Annotated in this window: 16 protein-coding genes; 12 read left to right on the forward strand and 4 right to left on the reverse strand. The window is 61.0% G+C overall.

The window, feature by feature from the left end; all coding sequences use genetic code 11:
- Window positions 1-40 precede the first annotated feature (40 nt).
- The 6 genes from QMK55_RS17125 to QMK55_RS17150 all read left to right on the forward strand — a co-directional run bounded on the left by QMK55_RS17125 (window position 41) and on the right by QMK55_RS17150 (window position 9,276).
- Window positions 41-2,911 carry an aminotransferase class III-fold pyridoxal phosphate-dependent enzyme gene (locus tag QMK55_RS17125; protein ID WP_102358054.1) on the forward strand — a complete coding sequence of 957 codons (2,871 nt, stop codon included), beginning with the start codon at window positions 41-43 and terminating at the stop codon, window positions 2,909-2,911.
- A gap of 9 nt (window positions 2,912-2,920) precedes the next feature.
- Complete coding sequence (locus tag QMK55_RS17130) at window positions 2,921-3,658, forward strand: 3-oxoacyl-ACP reductase family protein (RefSeq protein WP_102358055.1); 738 nt, start codon at window positions 2,921-2,923, stop codon at window positions 3,656-3,658.
- Window positions 3,655-4,419 carry an SDR family NAD(P)-dependent oxidoreductase gene (locus QMK55_RS17135; RefSeq protein WP_102358057.1) on the forward strand — a complete coding sequence of 255 codons (765 nt, stop codon included), beginning with the start codon at window positions 3,655-3,657 and terminating at the stop codon, window positions 4,417-4,419. The genes QMK55_RS17130 and QMK55_RS17135 overlap by 4 nt, the downstream gene beginning before the upstream one ends.
- Window positions 4,420-4,467: 48 nt before the next feature.
- A complete protein-coding gene (locus QMK55_RS17140) occupies window positions 4,468-5,718 on the forward strand; it encodes a DUF1302 family protein (protein ID WP_256588244.1) in 1,251 nt (416 codons plus the stop codon).
- A 72-nt stretch (window positions 5,719-5,790) separates the two neighbouring features.
- Window positions 5,791-6,627 (forward strand): outer membrane lipoprotein-sorting protein, encoded by an 837-nt coding sequence (locus QMK55_RS17145; protein WP_102358060.1) that lies wholly within the window; start codon window positions 5,791-5,793, stop codon window positions 6,625-6,627.
- A 33-nt stretch (window positions 6,628-6,660) separates the two neighbouring features.
- Window positions 6,661-9,276 carry an efflux RND transporter permease subunit gene (locus QMK55_RS17150; RefSeq protein WP_102358073.1) on the forward strand — a complete coding sequence of 872 codons (2,616 nt, stop codon included), beginning with the start codon at window positions 6,661-6,663 and terminating at the stop codon, window positions 9,274-9,276.
- Window positions 9,277-9,345: 69 nt separating this feature from the next.
- Here the strand turns inward: QMK55_RS17150 and QMK55_RS17155 are convergent, their stop codons facing one another.
- The 3 genes from QMK55_RS17155 to QMK55_RS17165 all read right to left on the reverse strand — a co-directional run bounded on the left by QMK55_RS17155 (window position 9,346) and on the right by QMK55_RS17165 (window position 11,468).
- The gene (locus QMK55_RS17155; protein WP_102358061.1) at window positions 9,346-9,756 is read right to left on the reverse strand and encodes a MerR family transcriptional regulator; all 411 of its coding nucleotides are present in this window, start codon (window positions 9,754-9,756) and stop codon (window positions 9,346-9,348) included.
- Between the two features lie 199 nt (window positions 9,757-9,955).
- A complete protein-coding gene (locus QMK55_RS17160) occupies window positions 9,956-10,531 on the reverse strand; it encodes an NAD(P)H-dependent oxidoreductase (RefSeq protein WP_102358063.1) in 576 nt (191 codons plus the stop codon).
- Between the two features lie 55 nt (window positions 10,532-10,586).
- The gene (locus tag QMK55_RS17165) at window positions 10,587-11,468 is read right to left on the reverse strand and encodes a LysR substrate-binding domain-containing protein (protein WP_320329620.1); all 882 of its coding nucleotides are present in this window, start codon (window positions 11,466-11,468) and stop codon (window positions 10,587-10,589) included.
- A gap of 212 nt (window positions 11,469-11,680) precedes the next feature.
- Here QMK55_RS17165 and QMK55_RS17170 point away from each other — a divergent pair, with 212 nt between their 5' ends.
- Window positions 11,681-12,445 carry a sulfite exporter TauE/SafE family protein gene (locus QMK55_RS17170; protein WP_102358066.1) on the forward strand — a complete coding sequence of 255 codons (765 nt, stop codon included), beginning with the start codon at window positions 11,681-11,683 and terminating at the stop codon, window positions 12,443-12,445.
- On the opposite strand, the gene QMK55_RS17175 is transcribed toward QMK55_RS17170, so the two are convergent.
- The gene (locus tag QMK55_RS17175) at window positions 12,435-12,749 is read right to left on the reverse strand and encodes a putative quinol monooxygenase (protein ID WP_102358067.1); all 315 of its coding nucleotides are present in this window, start codon (window positions 12,747-12,749) and stop codon (window positions 12,435-12,437) included. The two genes, QMK55_RS17170 and QMK55_RS17175, sit on opposite strands and share 11 nt — an antisense overlap.
- Window positions 12,750-12,931: 182 nt before the next feature.
- On the opposite strand from QMK55_RS17175, the gene QMK55_RS17180 reads away from it, so the two are divergent.
- From QMK55_RS17180 to QMK55_RS17200, 5 genes are all read left to right on the forward strand, one after another.
- Window positions 12,932-13,522 (forward strand): NAD(P)H-dependent oxidoreductase, encoded by a 591-nt coding sequence (locus QMK55_RS17180; RefSeq protein ID WP_102358069.1) that lies wholly within the window; start codon window positions 12,932-12,934, stop codon window positions 13,520-13,522.
- 112 nt (window positions 13,523-13,634) lie between these two features.
- Window positions 13,635-14,546: a LysR family transcriptional regulator gene (locus tag QMK55_RS17185; protein WP_320329621.1), complete on the forward strand. Its 912-nt coding sequence runs from the start codon at window positions 13,635-13,637 to the stop codon at window positions 14,544-14,546.
- A 103-nt stretch (window positions 14,547-14,649) separates the two neighbouring features.
- Window positions 14,650-15,543 carry an NAD-dependent epimerase/dehydratase family protein gene (locus QMK55_RS17190; RefSeq protein ID WP_320329622.1) on the forward strand — a complete coding sequence of 298 codons (894 nt, stop codon included), beginning with the start codon at window positions 14,650-14,652 and terminating at the stop codon, window positions 15,541-15,543.
- A 593-nt stretch (window positions 15,544-16,136) separates the two neighbouring features.
- On the forward strand, window positions 16,137-17,486 hold the full coding sequence (locus QMK55_RS17195) for a GntP family permease (RefSeq protein ID WP_102358784.1): 1,350 nt from the start codon (window positions 16,137-16,139) through the stop codon (window positions 17,484-17,486).
- A 15-nt stretch (window positions 17,487-17,501) separates the two neighbouring features.
- Complete coding sequence (locus QMK55_RS17200) at window positions 17,502-18,362, forward strand: MurR/RpiR family transcriptional regulator (protein WP_093442302.1); 861 nt, start codon at window positions 17,502-17,504, stop codon at window positions 18,360-18,362.
- Window position 18,363 lies beyond the last annotated feature (1 nt).

Here is an 18,363-nt window from a genome sequence, read left to right on the forward strand (position 1 = left end):
ACATCGCTTCTGATTTTTTAACTCAAGGGATATGACTGTCATGGATTATCGCGATTACGTTCGGCCGAAATTCGTTGAACTGATGCAGGCTCTGGGCCTGGAATGCCAGTTCCATCGAGCGCTGGGCAGCAAACTGTTTTACCGCGACAAGCAGGGTGACGAAGTGACCGTCACCGACTTTCTCGGTGGCTACGGTGCCGCGCTGTACGGTCACAACGATCCGCAGTTCGTCGATCAACTCTGTGGGCTGTTGCGCGCAGACGTGCCGTTCAACGCGCAAATGTCGGTGCGGGGGGCAGCGGGGCAGTTGGGGCGCGAGCTCAGTGAAGCGTTCAACCGTGAGTTGAATAACACCGAACGCTACATTTCCACGTTCTCCAACAGCGGCGCCGAGTCGGTGGAAATCGCCGTCAAGCATGCCGAGTACCGTCGCCAGAAAAACCTGCAGAAGCAGTTCGACGAGCGCGATTTCGAACTGGCCAATCTGGTGGCCAGCGACAAGGCTTATGTCGAACTGGAGATCGATGATCTCGACCTGCCGGCCGGCCTGCTGCCGCCGAACCTGTCTTGCGTGACCGTGCGCCAGGTGGCCGAGGCGGTGCGTCAGCACAACCTGGCGCTGCTGCACGTCGAGCCGGTATTCCTCGCCGTACGCGGCAGCTTCCACGGCAAGCTGGTGAACACCGTGCAGCTGACTTACGGCAAGCAATACCGCAAGCCATTTGCCCGGTTCGGACTGAATGTCGAGTTCATCGACCCGCATCAACCACAACAGCTTCAAGACCTGCCGGCCCGCCACCAGCACCACTGGCTGAGCCTGGAATGGAGCGGTGAAACCCTGCGCGTGCGCCGTGAAGCGTTCAGTGCAATTACCGCGGTGCTGCTGGAGCCGATCCAGGGCGAGGGCGGGATCAACGAGTTTGCCAAAGAGTTCTACCTGGGCCTGCGTCGCCTGTGCAACGAGCAGCAATGCCCGCTGGTCATCGACGAAGTGCAGTCGGGTTTCGGGCGCACCGGCACCTTGCTCGGCGCCAGCCATTTCAACCTGCAGGGCGACTACTACTGCCTGTCCAAAGCGCTGGGTGGCGGCTTGATGAAAATCGCTGCCACGGTGATTCGCGCCAGCCATTACGAAAATGATTTCAGCTACATCCACAGCTCGACCTTCGCTGAAGACGATGCCTCCTGCCATATCGCGCTGGCCGCCCTGCGTCGGCTGTTCGAGAACGACAGCGCCATGCTCAAGGACGTGAACAAGAAGGGCGAATACCTCAAGGCGTCGCTGCTGGAACTCAAGTCGGCTTATCCGGACGTGATCGCCGATGTGCGTGGGCGCGGTCTGCTGCTGGGTTTCGAACTGCACGATCTGACCGGCACCAACTCGCTGGTTCAGGCGTCGGCGCAATACAACGATGCGCTGGGCTACATCATTGCCGGCTACCTGTTGCAGTTCGAGTCGCTGCGCGTTGCGCCGTCGGGCAGCAACGCCAATGTGATTCGTCTGGAGCCTCCGGTGTGCATCACCTTCGAGGAAATCGATGGCCTGATCGCTTCGCTGCAAAAAGTCTGCGACATGCTGCGTCGTCGCGATGCGTTCCCGCTGGCGGCCGGCGTATGTGCCGACAGCATCGCCCAGGTGCCGGCGCGCGACGTCAGCTTCAAGGAGACCGAAAGCCTCCCAAAGCCTGACGAGAACGTGCGCGTGGTAGCCCGCGTGGCGTTCATCAACCACCTGATTGATGCGGACATGCTCAGCGACGTCGACCCTTCGCTGTCGAGCCTCAGCGCCGAGCAGAAGCGCGAGTTCATCAAGCGCATGGCGCCGGAGCGCCGCGCTGCGCCGATCGGCCCGGTGCAGATCCGCTCGAAACTCGGTACTGCCGTGGAGTTCACCCTGTACCCGCTGTGCATGGATTCCGATGCGATGGCGGCCTACATCGCCAACGGCGATCTGGACACCATCCGCGAGGAAGTCGGCAATCGCATCAAGGACGCGCGCGCCGATGGCTACAGCGTGGCCGGGCTGGGCATGTACACCTCGATCGTCACCAACAACTGCCAGGCCCTGAAAATTCCTGACATGGCACTGACTTCGGGCAATGCGCTGACCATCGGCATGGGCCTGGAAGCGATCGAGCAGGGCTGTAAACAGCAAGGCCTGGAGCTGGGCCAGCAGACCGCCGCCGTGGTCGGTGCCGCTGGCAACATTGCCTCGACCTACGCCTCGCTGCTGTCCACCAGCGTTGAACACCTGATCCTGATCGGCAGTGGTCGCGACGGCTCGCTGCGGCGCCTGGAGAAAACCGCGCAGCAGATTTACGCCGAAGCCGCCCGCGCGATTCTCAAGGGTGTCGTCGAGCACGATCGCCTCGCCACTCGCCTGCAGCAACTGCGGGGTATCGATGCCTTGTTGCAAGCCCATGGCAACAGTGCCGACCTCGGTCAGCGCGTGGCGCAACTGGTCGACGAGCAACTGGGGGCCAACGCCTTCATCACCGTCAGCAATGACCTGAGTGTCCTGAAACAGGCGCGCATCGTGCTCTGCGCGGCGAATGCACCACAGGCGTTTCTCGGCGCCGAGCACTTTGCCGAGAACAGCGTGATCTGCGACATCGCGGTACCGCTGAACGTCGACCAGAACCTCGCGAGCCAGCGTTCCGACGTGCTGTACATGCACGGCGGGATTGTCCAGACGCCGATGGGCGACGGCCTGGCCCACAACGTGCGCGCCTACCTCAAGCAAGGGCAACTGTATGCCTGCATGGCGGAGTCGGTGTTGATGGGCTTGTCCGGAATGAAACAGCACTACTCCTACGGCGACATCAGCCGCGAGCAAGTGCAGCAGATCCGTGCGCTGGCCGCGACCCATGGCTTCAGCCTCGCCCAGTTCAAAACCGACAACTCGCTGTAAGGAACGGTCATGCCGAACAAAGTAGCAGTAGTGACCGGCGGCAGCCGTGGCATCGGCCGGGCGATTGTCCTGGCGCTGGCGGGTGCCGGTTATCACGTCGCGTTCAGTTATGTGCGTGATGAAGTGGCCGCGATGGCCTTGCGCGATGAGGTGCAGGCGTCGGGTGTGGATTGCCTGGCGCTGCAATGCGATATCAGCAGCGGCGACAGCATCCAGTCATTCTTCGGGCGGGTCGAGGCGCATTTCCAGCGTGTCGATCTGCTGGTCAACAACGCCGGCATTACCCGTGACGGCTTGCTGGCGACGATGCCCGTGCGTGACATCGTCGACGTGATCCAGACCAATCTGGTCGGCACCTTGCTCTGCTGTCAGCAAGTGCTGCCGGGCATGTTGCGCCAGCGCAGTGGTTGCATCGTCAATATCAGTTCGGTCGCCGCGCAAAAGCCCGGCAAGGGCCAGAGCAACTACGCCGCGGCCAAGGGCGGGGTCGAGGCCATGACCCGCGCGCTGGCGGTCGAGCTGGCGCCGCGCAACATTCGGGTCAACGCGGTGGCCCCGGGCATCGTCAAGACCGAGATGAGCACGGCGCTGATCGGTAGCCAGGAGGAGCAAATCCAGTCGCGGCTGCTGATCAAGCGTTACGCCGAACCGGAGGAGATTGCCGAAGCGGTGTTGTACCTCGCCGACCGGGGCCTGTACCTGACCGGGGAGGTCCTGCCGGTGAACGGCGGGTTGAAAATGCCATGAGCCGCACCATTCTGATTACCGGTGCGGCCAAGGGCATCGGCCGCGCGGTGGCCGAGGACTTCGCGGCCAATGGCGACAATCACCTGATCCTGCTGGACCTCGACTTGCCACAGCTGCAGGGCTGGGTCGATGAGCAGCAGGAGCGGATCAAGGCGCGGGTCGAGACCCACGCGGCGAACATCGCCGACCTGCCGGCCATGGAAGCGTTCTTCAAGCAGCTCGGCACCCAGGTCCGGCAGGTCGACGTGTTGGTCAACAGCGCCGGCATCTGCAACGAAAACGAGCCTGAGGATCTGCATAACTGGCACAAGGTGATTTCGGTCAACCTCAACGGTACGTTCTACGTCACCTCGTTGTGCCTGGCGCTGATTCCGGATCGCGGACGGATCATCAACATGTCCTCGATCCTCGGGCGTGCCGGCAAGGTGCGCAATACCGCGTACTGCGCTTCCAAACACGGCATCGTCGGCATGACCAAGGCCCTGGCGCTGGACCTGGCCTCGCGGCAGATCACGGTCAATGCGATTCTGCCGGCGTGGATCGATACCCCGATGCTGCAGGGCGAACTGGCGACGCAAGCGGCGATTGCCGGTTTGACCCAGGAACAGATCGTGCGCAACGCGAAGAAAAAACTGCCGATGCGCCGCTTCATCCAGAGCGAAGAAGTGGCCGCGATGGTGCGTTACCTGGCCAGTCCTGAAGCGGGAGGGGTCACGGCCCAGAGCCTGGTGATCGATGGCGGCGTCGGGTTGGGAATGTAAGCGATGCCAGGATCTATCAACCGCATCGCGTGGACGGTGTGGGCGTGCATGGCTGCTCCGGCGGCCCTCGCGGCCCTGGAAGTCGACGACCTCAAGCCCGATTACGCCGACGCCGAAATCGGCGTGGCCACGGCTCTGCGCCTGCACGGTGACGATCAGGTCACGCAGAAGGCCATGTATTTCAAAGCCAATCTGGAGGACAACTGGGACGGCGGCTATTACAAGGCCAAGGGCCGGGTGCGCTATGACGCGCGCTACGACGGCAACAATCCGTACAGCGAGCGGGCCCGGGAAAAGTACCGCTTCGACGCCGATTGGCGGCATCTGTATGTCGGCCATTCGCTGGGCGACGGTGAAGTGACGGTCGGCTGGCAACAGGTGGTCTGGGGGCGTGCGGACGAGTTGCGCGTGCTGGATCAGATCAACCCGCTGGACTACCGCGATGGCTTGACCCCGCTGCTCGAAGACAGCCGCATCGCCGTGCCGATGGTGCGCGTGGCGCAGCCCTTGGGCGAGTGGGAGCTGGAGGCGCTGTGGATCACCGATTTCGTCAAGAACCAGCCGCCGGTGGCGGGCAGCGAGTTCGCCGCGCCGCTGTTTGCGGCACCGGATCCCGAGTATTTCCTGCTCGACTCCAAACCCGGTTATGACGGCGACAAGGGCTATGGCTACGGCTTGAGTGCCAACGGCCGGATCGGTGCGGTGGATACCAGTTTCGTCGCGCTGAGCGCGCGCCAGCAGGACCCGGTGTACGCCGTCGAAGGCGTGGCCGATGACGGTCGTACGCGCCTTGAGCGGCAGTTTGCGCGTTACACCATGGGCGGTGCCGGGCTGGCGATCGATGCCGGGCACAGCATCGTGGTGCGTAGCGAAGTCGCCTGGTTCGACAACTGGCGCGTGACCAATCCGACCCGCGCCTACGGGGCCGACAGCACCTCGATGGTCAAATCGCTGCTGGGGGTCGACTACCTGTGGCGTGACTGGCTGATCTCCGCGCAATGGCAGGAGCAGGTGTTGCTCGACTGGCAGGACGGCATGTTGCAGGACAAGCGCGAGCCGCTGTTCACCCTGTCGGCCGAGGGCACCCATCTACAGGATCGTCTCAAGAGCCGACTGGTGGCGGCCGCCTCGCCGCCGCTCAAGGACAACGCGTTGTTGCAGGGCATCTTCACCTACAAACCGGTGGACTACATCAAGCTGGGGCTGGAAGTGGACGTGTTCTTCGGCAAGCCCGACAGGGCCTTCGGCGAGTACAGCAAGCGCGATCAAGTGCGGCTGTCGGCCGGCTATCTGTTTTAACCCGTGACGCCTGCCTGCCGCCGGTGGCGCAGGCGCCAATCAATGTACTTATCCGACGAAAAGGGAATTGCGATGTTGCCACTTTTGAAAAGCCTGACCGCCACCGCGTTGATCCTCACTGGCGTCTGCGCCAGCGCTGCCGATGGCAGCAATGCCGATGAAATCGTTCGCCAGGTGCGCGACCGCAATGACGGTAAAAGCTTCATGTCCCAGGTGTCGCTGATTCTCCACGACAAGAAGGGCAATACCCGAGTTCGTGAGTTCACCTACCTGCAGAAGGACTACCCGGACAGCGACAAATTCAGCATGTATTTCTCCGCGCCAACCGACGTGCGCGATGTTGCGTTCCACATCGAAAACCCCCACGAAGCCCTGGGCCTGGAAGACAGCCAGTGGATGTACCTGCCGGTCAGCCGCCAGACCCGTCGGATCTCCACCACCGACAAGCGCGGTTCGTTCATGGGCAGCGAGTATTCCTATGCCGACCTGGACAAGATCCGGGTCAAGGATTACTCGCAGAAACTCGTCGGCGAGGAGCAGATCAAGGGCCGCGATTGCTACGTGATCGAGCGTGAACCGGCGTCCCCTGAAGTACTGGCCAAGACCGGTTACAACAAACTCAAGGTGTGGATCGACAAGCAGAACTTCCTGGTCATGCGCCAGGACTTCTTCGACGTCAAAGGCGTGCTGATCAAGCAGATGCGTACGCAGAAGGTCGAAACCATCGACGCGATCGACAGCGTCGTGCTCAGCGAAACCGAGCACTTCATCGATGGCACCCGCTCGGAAATGCGCTTCAACCAATTGCAGTACAACGTCCCGCTGGAAGACCGCCTGTTTACCCAGACCGCGATCAAGCGCGGCCTGAAAACCGGTGACCTGCCGGAATTTTCCGTGTCTGCCCGCTAAGCGCCGCTCCCGACGACCCTGGAACACATGATCATGGAAAGATATCTGAATTTCGTCGAGCGTTATGCGCGGGCGATTGTTTTCCTGCTGGTGGCGATTACCGCGTATTTCACCTATACGCTGGGCGCGCTGGTTTCGGACACCAACCCTTATCTGCTCAAGGAAAGCCATCCGGCGCGCAAGACCATCATAGATTTGCAGGGTGAATTCACCGGTACGTTCGACTCGGTGATGGTGGCGCTGAACAACCCGCAGACGGTCTTCAACAAGCAGACGCTCAATGCGCTGTTTTCGATGTCGCAGTCGGTGCGCAAGATGATTCTGGCCAACGATGCCGACAAGGAGCAACTGGCGCAAATCGTCGGCAAGTACCCGAATGACAGCCGCGCGCAGCTCTTGACCCGGGACATTCTCGAGGATGGTTTTTCCCAGAACGACTACGCCCAGGCCAAGGCCTTGCGTGACCATGCACAGAGCCAGAACTGGGACTCGCACGATCAGCTGTTCCTGACCTTCCTCGCCGAGCGGATCAACCCGATCCGCGAAATGGCCTCGATGGGGGATCTGGAAAACATCGTTCTGACCGACGACGGCGAGTTGTTGATCCACAAGACCCTCAACGCCTACGACATGGACCCGGCGGTGGTCGAGTCGCAGATCATGGGCAACGAGCTGATGGTCGACGGGGTAGTGTCGAAGGACAAGAAAGTCGCGATGCTGGTGGCCGAACTCGGCACCAAACAGGACGACGCCCAGGCGCAACTGCGTGCCTATCAGATCGTGCGCGGCATCGTTGCGCAGTATCAGGCCGAGCATCCCGAGTACAAGGACGAGATCTTCATTGCCGGCATGCCGATCTTCATCGCGGCCCAGCAGGAAATCATCGACCATGACCTGGCGGTGCTGTTTCCGATCGTGTTTCTGCTGATCACCCTGCTGCTGATGTTCTTCTTCCGCAAGCCGCTGGGCGTGCTGTTGCCGCTGTTCAATATCCTGTTCTGCACCATCTGGACTCTGGGCCTGATGGCGCTGTTGCGGGTGCCGTTCGATCTGTTGACCAGCGTATTGCCGGTGTTTCTGTTCACCATCTGCTGCTCGGACGCCATCCATGTGATGGCCGAATACTACGAGCAGAAAAGCGCCGGCAAGAGCAACCGCGAGGCCAACCGCGAAACCCAGCGCCTGATGGTGGTCCCGGTGGTGTTGACGACGGTGACGACCATCGCCACGTTCATGATTTCCACTACCAACAACATCGTCAGCATCCGCAACTTCGGCGTGTTCATGTCCATCGGCCTGACGGCGGCGCTGATCATTTCGCTGCTGCTGATTCCGGCGTGGATTTCCATCTGGGGCAAGGATCAGGCGCCGCAAGCCAAGGTCGAGGCCCACAAGGAATCGATCATCTCGCGTTATCTGGTGGCGTTCTGCGCCTGGATGATCCGCTTTCGCAAACCGATTCTCATGGTCATGCTGCCGTTGCTGGCGCTGGCCACGGTGTTCACCTTCCGCGTCGATATCGAAGACTCGGGCATCGCCTACTTCAAGCCGCAAAGTCATATCCGCGTGTCGGACCAGTTCATCAACCACGCCAAGGTCGCGGGCACGGCGCCGGGCTGGATCGCGATTGACAGCAAGGAACCGCGCGGAGTGCTGACCACCGAAGTGGTGCAGTTCATCGACAAGCTCGACCACTTCATCAAGCAACAACCGAACGTCAGTTACGGCTACTCGCTGGCCACCTACGTCAAGCGCATGAACCTGGTGCTCAACGACATGAACCCTGATTACCTGCGCGTGCCCAACGCCATGGAAAAGGTGACCTCAGTCAATGACGACGGGCAGGTCGAGCGTTTTGAAGTGCCGGGCAATTCGCTGATCGAGCAGCACGTGATGCTGTTCGAAAACGGTGGTGGCTCGGACCTGAACAATGTGCTCAACGCCGACTTCTCCAAGGCCTTGACGCTGTACACCATGACCTCGTCGGTCGCCAGTGATTATCAGGGCATGCTCGATCGCCTCGACGCCTGGCTGCTGGTGAACAAACCGGCCAACCTGGAGGTGACGCACGCCGGCACGCCGTTGATCTGGACCGGCGTACTGCAGGAGATTACCCAGGGCCAGGTCCTGAGCTTTTCCCTGGCGTTGCTGGTCGTCACGCTGATGATGATGTACTGGCTGAAGTCGGTACGGCTCGGCATCCTCGGCATGTTGACCTTGCTGACCACCTCGGTAACGGTCTACGGCTTCATGTTCCTGTTCAACATCGAACTGAACATCGGCACGACGCTGGTGACGTTCCTGGTGGTGGGCGTGGTCGATTACGCGGTGCACCTGCTGTCGCGCATCAAGTTGCTGGTGCAGCAGGGCATCGAAATCGATGCGGCCATCCTGCAGGCCATGCACAGCGTTGGCCGCTCGACGGTGATCAACGTGGTGATCTTCTCCGTGGGCTTCATGGCGCTGCTGTTTTCCGACTTCAAGCCGATTGTCGACCTGGGGGCGCTGGTGGCGATGGCACTGTTTTCCAGCGGCGTCATGACCATTGTCCTGGTGACGCTGGTGTCGCCGTGGTTCTTTGCGGCGATTGCGCCGGTTGCCCGACCTGCTCAAGGGCAACCTGTGGTCGGCGAGACAGTGGCGGGCTGAGCGCTGATACGCCGGGGCCGCTGGCCCTGATACGACAGGCGAACCCTGTCATGCGCCGCAACAGGGTTTTCAGTTCAGCGTAGCGCCCGGGTTTTTTTCCCCCTGCCGGGCGATGCGCTCGAACTGACATTCCTGTCGAGCTTCGTGCAGATTGTTTTCGAACGCTTCAAGACCATCGTACAACTGCTGCAAATCGCCGATCTGGGCCACCAGTTCGGCTTTTTTCTGGGCGATGGCATGCTCGGCCATGTCCCACGGGAATTCGTCGCCGCGGTAGTTGTTCAGGATCACCTGCAGCTCCTTGAGCTTGAAGCCCAATTGCTGGGCGCATTTGATGAACGTCAGCACTTCGACGCTCTCCTGGCTGTAGATACGGTATTTGCCTTCACGCTTGGGCTGCGGCAGCAGGCCGATTTCCTCGTAATGGCGAATGCTTTTGACTGTGGTGCCCGACAGCTGGGCGGCTTTGCCGATATACATAAAGATCCGTCTCGATGATCAAACAGGGCGTAGCGGGACCAGGTTTGAGGCCTGATCGGCGGGCGATTATAGGGTGAATAGCATCGGTAGGTTGCAACTCTGCGTAAATGACGCGCACAGCTGACGGACGGGCTCGGTGAGAGCCCGTGGAGGGACTGACGGCGTCGGCTGCGCCGTCAGGTGAACAGGTGCGGCTGGATCAGAACGCGGCGCTGGCCCGGGCCTTCTCCAGCCAGTTGTCGCGCTGGTCGGGTTTGGACCCGATCATGGGACCGAACGTCAGGGTCTTGATGGGCTTGATGCCACAGAACTCCAACGTGGTCTTGCGTACCTGGTGCAGTCCCGGCATGCCGTAGAACCATTTGTAGTACCAGTACGGCGTGTCCATGGTCACCAGCAAATGTGCCGTGCGGCCCTTGAGCAGTTTGTCCGGGAAGGCTTTGCCCTCGCGGTACTTGAAGGCAAATCCGGGCAGGAAGATGCGATCCAGGAAGCCCTTCATCAAGGCCGGAATTCCGCCCCACCAGATCGGATAAACGAAGGTCAGGTGCTCGGCCCAGGTGATGTCGGCCTGCGCCTGCAGCAGATCCGGCTCCAGTGGTTGAATCTTGTTGTAACCCTCGTGCAGGACCGGGTCGAAATCCAGCGCATCCAGGCGCATGAGACGCACGTCATGCCCGGCGTCTTTGGCCGCCTGAACGTAGGTATCGCTCAATGCTCCGCAAAAACTGTCGTTGGAGGGGTGACCCAGAATCACGAGCATTCGTTTGCTCATCGTGTGTACTCCTGAAAAGAAGCTCACAGCTTAGAGTCTGCCCCTAGCGGTAGAGTCAAGGCGTCAACGCATTCAGCAGGGCCTGGGCATAGGCTGGCAGTTGCGCGAAATTGCGCGCACAAAGATGCAGCGTGCGGTTGGCCCAGGCGTCGTCCAGCGGCACGCAGGTAAACGTGTCTGTCGAGGGCCAGCGCTCAACCGCTACCCGGGGCACAATCGCCAGTCCCACCCCGCGCGCGACCATGCGCATGAGGCCATCGAAACCGTCAGCGCGAATCCGGATCGCCATGCGCTGACCGACGTGCAGCGCCTGTTCCTCCAGATGAATCGCCAGCGCACTGTCGGTGCCCAGGGCCACGTAGTCATGGGCCAGGGTTTGCGCGAAGGTAAGCGAAAGGCTTGCGGCCAGCGGATGGCCGTGCGGCACGATCAGCACCAGCGGATCGGCGCGAAACACCACGGTCTGCAAATCGTGGGTATCGACCGCGTCGGACACGATTCCCAGATCGGCCGCGCCTTGCCGCAGGGCGTGGGTGATGCGGGCGCTGGGCAACTCTTGCAGATCAATGTCGAGGTTGGGATGGTCGCGCAGAAAGTCTGCCAGTACTTCCGGCAGGTATTCGGTGATGGCCGTGGTGTTGCACAACAGGCGTACTTGACCTTTGGCGCCCTGGGCGTAGTCAGCCAGATCCTGCTGCAGGCGTTCGGCCTGTTGCAGGAGGATTCGCGCGTGTTGCGCCAGTGCTTTGCCGGCGGGCGTCGGAGTCACGCCACGGCGCCCGCGTTGCAGGAAGTCAGTGCCCAGCGAGGCTTCCATGGCACGGATCCGCGCACTCGCGGCGGCGAGCGAAAGATGACTGCGGGCGGCGCCGGCGGTGATGTTGCCGGTGTCGATAATGTGCAGGTAGAGGCGCAGGTCGGTGAGGTCGAAGTGCATGGGCAGCCTCAAATTTTGTAGGGGCAGGACTGGCCCTATCGCGAGCAGGCTCACTCCTACATTGGATCGGTGGTGAACACAAACCTGTAGGAGTGAGCCTGCTCGCGATGAGGCCGGCCGCTTCAATGAATCATTCAGCCTCTTGCACTGGCAGAGGCAGTCTCAGTATATGGCAGATTTTCAACCCGCCACCCCAGGTGCACAGTAGCACCATGAACACACTCGCAGACTTCTATCAAAACCTCGGTATGGCCTTGTCTTTACTGGTCATGGTCACCTTCATCATGGCCGGCCTGATCAAGGGCGTGATCGGCCTTGGCCTGCCCACTGTCGCCATGGGCCTGCTCGGTCTGGCTATGGCACCGTCGCAGGCAGCAGCATTGCTGATCATTCCGGCAACGCTGACCAACCTCTGGCAACTGGCGTTCGGCGGGCACTTGAAAGGTCTGATCAAACGCCTGTGGTCGATGCTGCTGATGATTTTCCTCGGCACCGCAGTCGGCACGTTGGCGATCGGCATGGCAGGCGGGCATTGGGTGGTGCGCGGGCTGGGCGCGGCATTGCTGCTCTATGCGTTGAGCGGGTTGCTGCTGCCGACGCTGCACTTCCGCCCTCGGCATGAGTCGTGGCTCGGTCCAGTGTGCGGGGTGATCACCGGCATCATCACCTCGGCCACCGGCGTGTTCGTGATTCCGGCGGTGCCGTATCTGCAAGCGCTGGGCTTGAACCGTGATCAGTTGGTGCAGGCGCTGGGCCTGTCATTCACTGTTTCGACCCTGGCGCTGGCCGGCGGCCTGTTCTGGCGCGGTGCGCTGGGCGGTGGCGAGTTGAGTGCCTCGCTGCTGGCGCTGGTCCCGGCGATGCTGGGCATGTGGCTCGGCCAATGGTTGCGCCAGCGGATCAGCGCCGTGCTGTTCAAGCGGGTGTTTTTTCTCGGACTGGGCGCGCTCGGTGCCCATCTGCTGATCAGCGGTTAGCCGACGACGCGCTGAGCATGTCGATCCGACGGATATCGAAATCACGCTCCAGATACGCCATGCGGTTGTCGAAAAACTCCCGCATGTGCGGCAGGTTCGAGTGCACGTCCAGGTGCGCCTGGCTTTCCCAGATCTCGTAGAAGATGAACAGCGTCGGGTCTTCCTTGTCGCGCAGCATGTGGTACTCGATGCAGCCGGGTTCGGCGCGGCTCGGTTCGACGTAGGCGCGAAACAGCGCTTCGAAAGCCTCGGCTTTCTCCGGGCGGGTCTTGGCGTGCAGGATGAAACCGTGGCGTTCACTCATCAAAACAACTCCTCAAATGCAGATGGCCGAGAATGCTATTGCAACAATCGGCATTCGATTCGTGCTTTTTGATCAAATGTATTTTGCGCCGACGCGGCTTATTCCGCGCGAGATGGATCGTTAACCTGACGCCATTCCTGTTCCCATCTTTCTCCAGCCCAATGGCTGCGCGAGGCGTTCTCATGAAAAAAGTGTTGTTGCTCAATGGCGGCAAGAAATTCGCCCACTCCGACGGTCGTTACAACGCCACCCTGCACGAAACCGCGCTGAGCGTGCTCGATCGCGGCGGTGTGGATGTCAAAACCACCTCTATCGACGAGGGCTACGACGTCGCGGAAGAAGTCGCCAAATTCCTCTGGGCCGACGTGATCATTTATCAGATGCCGGGCTGGTGGATGGGCGCGCCGTGGACCGTGAAAAAGTACCTCGACGAAGTCTTCACCGAAGGCCACGGCAGTCTCTATGCCAGCGATGGCCGTACCCGTTCCGATGCGTCGCAGAAGTACGGCAGCGGCGGCCTGATCCAGGGCAAGCAATACATGTTGTCGCTGACCTGGAACGCGCCACAGCAAGCCTTCGATGACCCGACCGACTTCTTCGAAGCCAAGGGTGTCGACGCGGTGTATTTCCCGTTTCACAAGGCCAACGAGTTCCTTGGCATGAGCGGTTTGCCGACGTTCCTCTGTGTGGACGTGATGAAGCGTCCGGACATCGAGAACGATGTGGCGCGGTATGAGCAGCATCTGAAAGAGGTGTTTGGTCTCAAGGCTTGAGGTGATTTTATCTGGTGAGGGTTTTAACTGTGGTGAGGGGATAAATCCCCTCGCCACAGGGGTGTTCTCTCTCCACAATGGATTTGTGCAGTCGATCAATTAAGGGACGCCCGTGAAAGCCAGATCCGATGAGTTGCAGATTTTCGTCTGCGTGATCGAGTGCGGTTCGATTTCCGCCGCCGCCGAACAGGTCGGCCAGACCCCTTCGGCGGTCAGCCGCACGTTGTCACGGCTGGAAGCGAAGCTCGACACCACGCTGATCAACCGCACCACGCGGCGCATGGACCTGACCGAGGAGGGCAAGTATTTCTTCGAGCAGGCCAAGCTGATTCTCGATCAGATGGACGCCCTCGAAGAGCGTCTGTCGTCGCGCCAGCAAACCCCGTCCGGACGCCTGCGGATCAACGCCGCGTCACCCTTCATGCTGCACGCCATCGTGCCGTACATCGACGAGTTCCGCGGGCTGTACCCGGACATCCAGCTCGAACTCAACAGCAATGATCTGATCATCGACCTGCTGGAACAAAGCACCGACGTCGCCATCCGCATCGGCACCCTTGCCGATTCCACGCTGCATGCGCGGTCGCTGGGTTGCAGTCCGCTGCTGATCGTCGCCAGTCCGGCGTATCTGGAGAAGCACGGGGCGCCGCAGCAAGTCACGGAGCTGAGCGAACACACCCTCCTCGGTTTCACCCACAACGAAGGCCTCAACCAGTGGCCGCTGCGTTACGTGCACGGTGACCGCTGGCCGATCACCCCGGCGATCAGCGCCTCCAGCGGCGAGACTGTGCGCCATCTGGCGCTGGAAGGGCAGGGCATCGCCTGCCTGTCGCACTTCATGACCATCGACGACATCCGCGCCGGACGTCTCAAGGTGCTGCTGGCGGAGTTCAATAGTGGGTATCGCCAGCCGATCAACGCCGTGTACTACCGTAACTCGCAACTGGCGCTGCGCATTCAGTGCTTCCTCGACTTCATCCAGAGCAAACTCGCGGCCTACGCCAGCGCCGATTTCAAAGGCTGATTCGTGATCCCTGCGCAAGAGTGAATTGGGCGAGTGCGGGTTTTTCCACCCGGGTTACCGGTTGATACTCGCTGCATCACTTATTCACGCAGGGAGTTTCTCCATGAACGTATTCATCACCGGCGCCGCCGGTTTTATCGGCGGCTCGATTGCTACCGGTCTGGTTAAGTCCGGGCATCAAGTCACCGGTCTGGTGCGCAGCGCCGAACAGGCTGATGAGCTGAAAGCGCTGGGCATCACCCCGGTCATCGGCACCCTCGAAGACAGCACGCTGCTGGCCGAACAGGCCCACGCTGCCGATGCGGTGATCAACGCCGCCAGCAGCGATCATCGCGGTGCCGTCCAAGCCTTGCTCGGTGCCTTGCGCGGGTCTGACAAAGTGTTCCTGCACACCAGCGGTTCGAGCATCGTCGGCGATGCTTCGGGCGGCAAATCCAGCGACGTCATCTACTTCGAAGACAACTTGCCGGAACCGACCGCCGACAAAGCTGCCCGCGTGGCGATCGACAACCTGATCCTCGCGGCAGCGCGGGACGGGGTGAACTCGGCGGTGATCTGTAACACGCTGATCTACGGCCACAGCCTGGGCGTCAATCGCGACAGCGTGCAATTGCCGCGACTGTTGAAACAGGCACGCAAGAGCGGTGTGGTGCGCCATGTCGGCAGTGGTCAGAACATCTGGTCCAACGTGCACATCGAAGACGTCGTCGCCCTGTACCTGCTGACGCTGACGAGGAACGTGCCGGGCACCTTCTACTTCGTCGAAAGCGGTGAAGCCTCGTTCATCGACATGACCACCGCCATGGCCCAGGCGCTGAACCTCGGCGAGCCGCAAGACTGGCCGCTGAAAGACGCCGAAGCCGAATGGGGCTATGAAATGGCCAACTACGGCCTCGGTTCCAACAGCCGCGTCCGCGGCAAACACGCCCGCGAACTGCTGGGCTGGGCGCCGAAGCGTACGTCGGTGGTGGAATGGATTCGTAACGAAATGGTGTAACTCGTCGAACACCACAATACCTGTGGGAGCGAGCTTGCTCGCGAAAGCGGTGGATCAGTTGGCAGAAATGTTGAATGCGTCGGACCCTTCGCGAGCAAGCCCGCTCCCAGAGGTTGACCGCATTCTGACTGACGCAATGCAATCAGACTGTAGGCCTTCGCCTACAGGTTGACCGCATTCTGACTGACGCAATGCAATCAGACTGTAGGCCTTCGCCTACAGGTGGACCGCATTCTGACTGACGCAATGCAGTCAGACTGTAGGCCTTCGCCTGCAGGTGAACCGCATTCTGGCTGAAGAAATGCAATCAACCTGTGGGAGCGGGCTTGCTCGCGAAAGCGGTGGATCAGTTGGCAGAAATGTTGAATGTGTCGGCCCCTTCGTGAGCAAGCTCACTCCCACAGGACTTGTGTTTGTCCGAGAGCCATGAAAATCCAGCCCCGCGATTTTCATTAATCGCGACAAGACATACCCATCAGCGACACGCCTTGCCTCTCAACGAAAATTACTTTCATTGCGTTTGAAAACTCGATCTCGAAATGATTTATGAGTTTCACAACCCATTCGAACGTGACCCTTTCGAGGAGTACCGCATGACGCCTTCCTTCGGCTATTGGCTGCTGGTTTATGCCGCCGTTGCCATCATCGCGCTGATCGTGTTGATCGCCCGTTACCGGCTCAATCCGTTCATTGTCATCACCCTGATTTCCATCGGGTTGGCGCTGGTGGCGGGGATGCCGCCATCGGGTGTGGTGGGGGCGTATGAGACCGGGGTGGGCAAGACGCTGGGGCATATTGCGCTGGTGGTGGCGCTGGGGACGATGCTCGGCAAGATGATGGCCGAGTCCGGTGGTGCGGAGCAGATGGCGCGCACGCTGATCGAGAAGTTCGGCGAAAAGAACGCGCATTGGGCGATGGTGTGCATTGCGTTTCTGGTCGGCCTGCCGTTGTTCTTCGAAGTCGGTTTTGTGTTGCTGGTGCCGATCGCCTTCACCGTGGCGCGGCGCGTGGGCGTGTCGATTCTGATGGTCGGTTTGCCGATGGTCGCCGGCCTGTCGGTGGTGCATGCGCTGGTGCCGCCGCACCCAGCGGCGATGCTCGCGGTGCAGGCCTATCAGGCGTCGGTCGGGCAGACCTTGCTGTATGCGATTGCTATCGGCATTCCGACGGCGATCATCGCGGGGCCGCTGTACGCCAAGTTCATCGTGCCGCGCATTCAACTGCCGGCGGATAACCCACTGGAAAAGCAATTCCTCGACCGCGAACCGCGTGACAAACTGCCGGGGTTCGGCATCACCATGGCGACCATTCTGTTGCCGGTGGTGCTGATGCTGATCGGTGGCTGGGCCAACCTGATTTCCACGCCGGGCAGCGGTTTCAACCAGTTCCTGTTGTTCATCGGCAACTCGGTGATCGCGCTGTTGCTGGCGACCTTGCTGAGTTTCTGGACGCTGGGCATCGCCCAGGGTTTCAACCGTGAATCGATCCTCAAATTCACCAACGAATGCCTGGCGCCGACCGCCAGCATCACCTTGCTGGTCGGTGCGGGCGGCGGTTTGAACCGAATTCTTGTAGATGCCGGTGTCACCGATCAGATCGTCGGTCTGGCCCACGAGTTTCACCTGTCGCCGCTGATCATGGGCTGGCTGTTCGCCGCGTTGATGAGGGTGGCCACCGGCTCGGCGACCGTGGCCATGACCACCGCCTCCGGCGTGGTCGCACCCGTCGCCATTGGTCTGGGTTATCCACACCCGGAGCTGTTGGTGCTGGCGACCGGCGCTGGCTCGGTTATCTTTTCCCACGTCAACGACGGTGGCTTCTGGTTGATCAAGGAATACTTCAACATGACGGTCGCGCAGACGTTCAAGACCTGGACCGTGCTCGAGACGCTGATCTCGCTGGTCGCTTTCGGTCTGACCGTCGGCCTTTCCTACCTGTTGTAACCGGAGCCAGCCGCCATGGACATCCTTTATCAGATCCGCGCCCGTCAGGACTCCTTCAGCGCCGGCGAAGGGCGTATTGCCCGGCTGATGCTCGACGATGTCGGTTTTGCCGCGAGCGCCAGCCTCGAAGACCTCGCGCAACGGGCGGAAGTCAGCACCGCCACACTGTCGCGTTTCGCCCGCACGGTGGGCTGCCGCGATCTGCGTGATCTGCGCCTGCAACTGGCTCAGGCCAGCGGCGTCGGCAGCCGTTTTCTCGATCCGGCGGGCACACCTGAGCAGTCGGCGTTTTACGGGCAAATTGTCGGCGATATCGAAACCACGCTGCGCCAGCATCTGGCCGGGTTCGACGAATCACGTTTCGCCGATGCGGTGAAAATGCTCGGCCAGGCGCGGATGATTCATGCGTTCGGCATGGGCGGTTGCTCGACCCTGTGCAGCGACGAATTGCAGGTGCGGCTGGTGCGCCTCGGCTACCCGATTGCGGTGTGTCACGACGCGGTGATGATGCGCGTCACCGCCGCGAGCCTGAATGCCGAACAAGTGCTGATCGTCTGCTCGCTGACCGGCATCACCCCGGAGCTGCTGGAGACCGTCGAACTGGCGCGCAACTACGGCGCACGCATCCTCGCCATCACCCGCGCCGACTCGCCGCTGGCCGAACTGGCCGACATCGTCCTGCCGCTGCAAGGCGCGGAAACTTCGTTCATCTACAAACCGACAGCGGCGCGCTACGGCATGCTGCTGGCCATCGACGTGCTTGCCACCGAGCTGGCGCTGGCCAATCCTGAAGACAATCAAGAGCGTCTGCGGCGGATCAAACTCGCCCTCGACGAATACCGTGGCGGCGATGATCACTTGCCGCTGGGAGACTGAC

Source organism: Pseudomonas sp. P8_229 (genome assembly GCF_034008635.1).
Taxonomy (GTDB): domain Bacteria; phylum Pseudomonadota; class Gammaproteobacteria; order Pseudomonadales; family Pseudomonadaceae; genus Aquipseudomonas.

Bases quoted from the DNA above. Each gene is read 5' to 3' on its own strand.
- QMK55_RS17125 (WP_102358054.1), top strand. From the start codon at position 41: ATGGATTATCGCGATTACGTTCGGCCGAAATTCGTTGAACTGATGCAG.
- QMK55_RS17130 (WP_102358055.1), top strand. From the start codon at position 2,921: ATGCCGAACAAAGTAGCAGTAGTGACCGGCGGCAGCCGTGGCATCGGC.
- QMK55_RS17135 (WP_102358057.1), top strand. From the start codon at position 3,655: ATGAGCCGCACCATTCTGATTACCGGTGCGGCCAAGGGCATCGGCCGC.
- QMK55_RS17140 (WP_256588244.1), top strand. From the start codon at position 4,468: ATGGCTGCTCCGGCGGCCCTCGCGGCCCTGGAAGTCGACGACCTCAAG.
- QMK55_RS17145 (WP_102358060.1), top strand. From the start codon at position 5,791: ATGTTGCCACTTTTGAAAAGCCTGACCGCCACCGCGTTGATCCTCACT.
- QMK55_RS17150 (WP_102358073.1), top strand. From the start codon at position 6,661: ATGGAAAGATATCTGAATTTCGTCGAGCGTTATGCGCGGGCGATTGTT.
- QMK55_RS17155 (WP_102358061.1), bottom strand. From the start codon at position 9,756: ATGTATATCGGCAAAGCCGCCCAGCTGTCGGGCACCACAGTCAAAAGC.
- QMK55_RS17160 (WP_102358063.1), bottom strand. From the start codon at position 10,531: ATGAGCAAACGAATGCTCGTGATTCTGGGTCACCCCTCCAACGACAGT.
- QMK55_RS17165 (WP_320329620.1), bottom strand. From the start codon at position 11,468: ATGCACTTCGACCTCACCGACCTGCGCCTCTACCTGCACATTATCGAC.
- QMK55_RS17170 (WP_102358066.1), top strand. From the start codon at position 11,681: ATGAACACACTCGCAGACTTCTATCAAAACCTCGGTATGGCCTTGTCT.
- QMK55_RS17175 (WP_102358067.1), bottom strand. From the start codon at position 12,749: ATGAGTGAACGCCACGGTTTCATCCTGCACGCCAAGACCCGCCCGGAG.
- QMK55_RS17180 (WP_102358069.1), top strand. From the start codon at position 12,932: ATGAAAAAAGTGTTGTTGCTCAATGGCGGCAAGAAATTCGCCCACTCC.
- QMK55_RS17190 (WP_320329622.1), top strand. From the start codon at position 14,650: ATGAACGTATTCATCACCGGCGCCGCCGGTTTTATCGGCGGCTCGATT.
- QMK55_RS17195 (WP_102358784.1), top strand. From the start codon at position 16,137: ATGACGCCTTCCTTCGGCTATTGGCTGCTGGTTTATGCCGCCGTTGCC.
- QMK55_RS17200 (WP_093442302.1), top strand. From the start codon at position 17,502: ATGGACATCCTTTATCAGATCCGCGCCCGTCAGGACTCCTTCAGCGCC.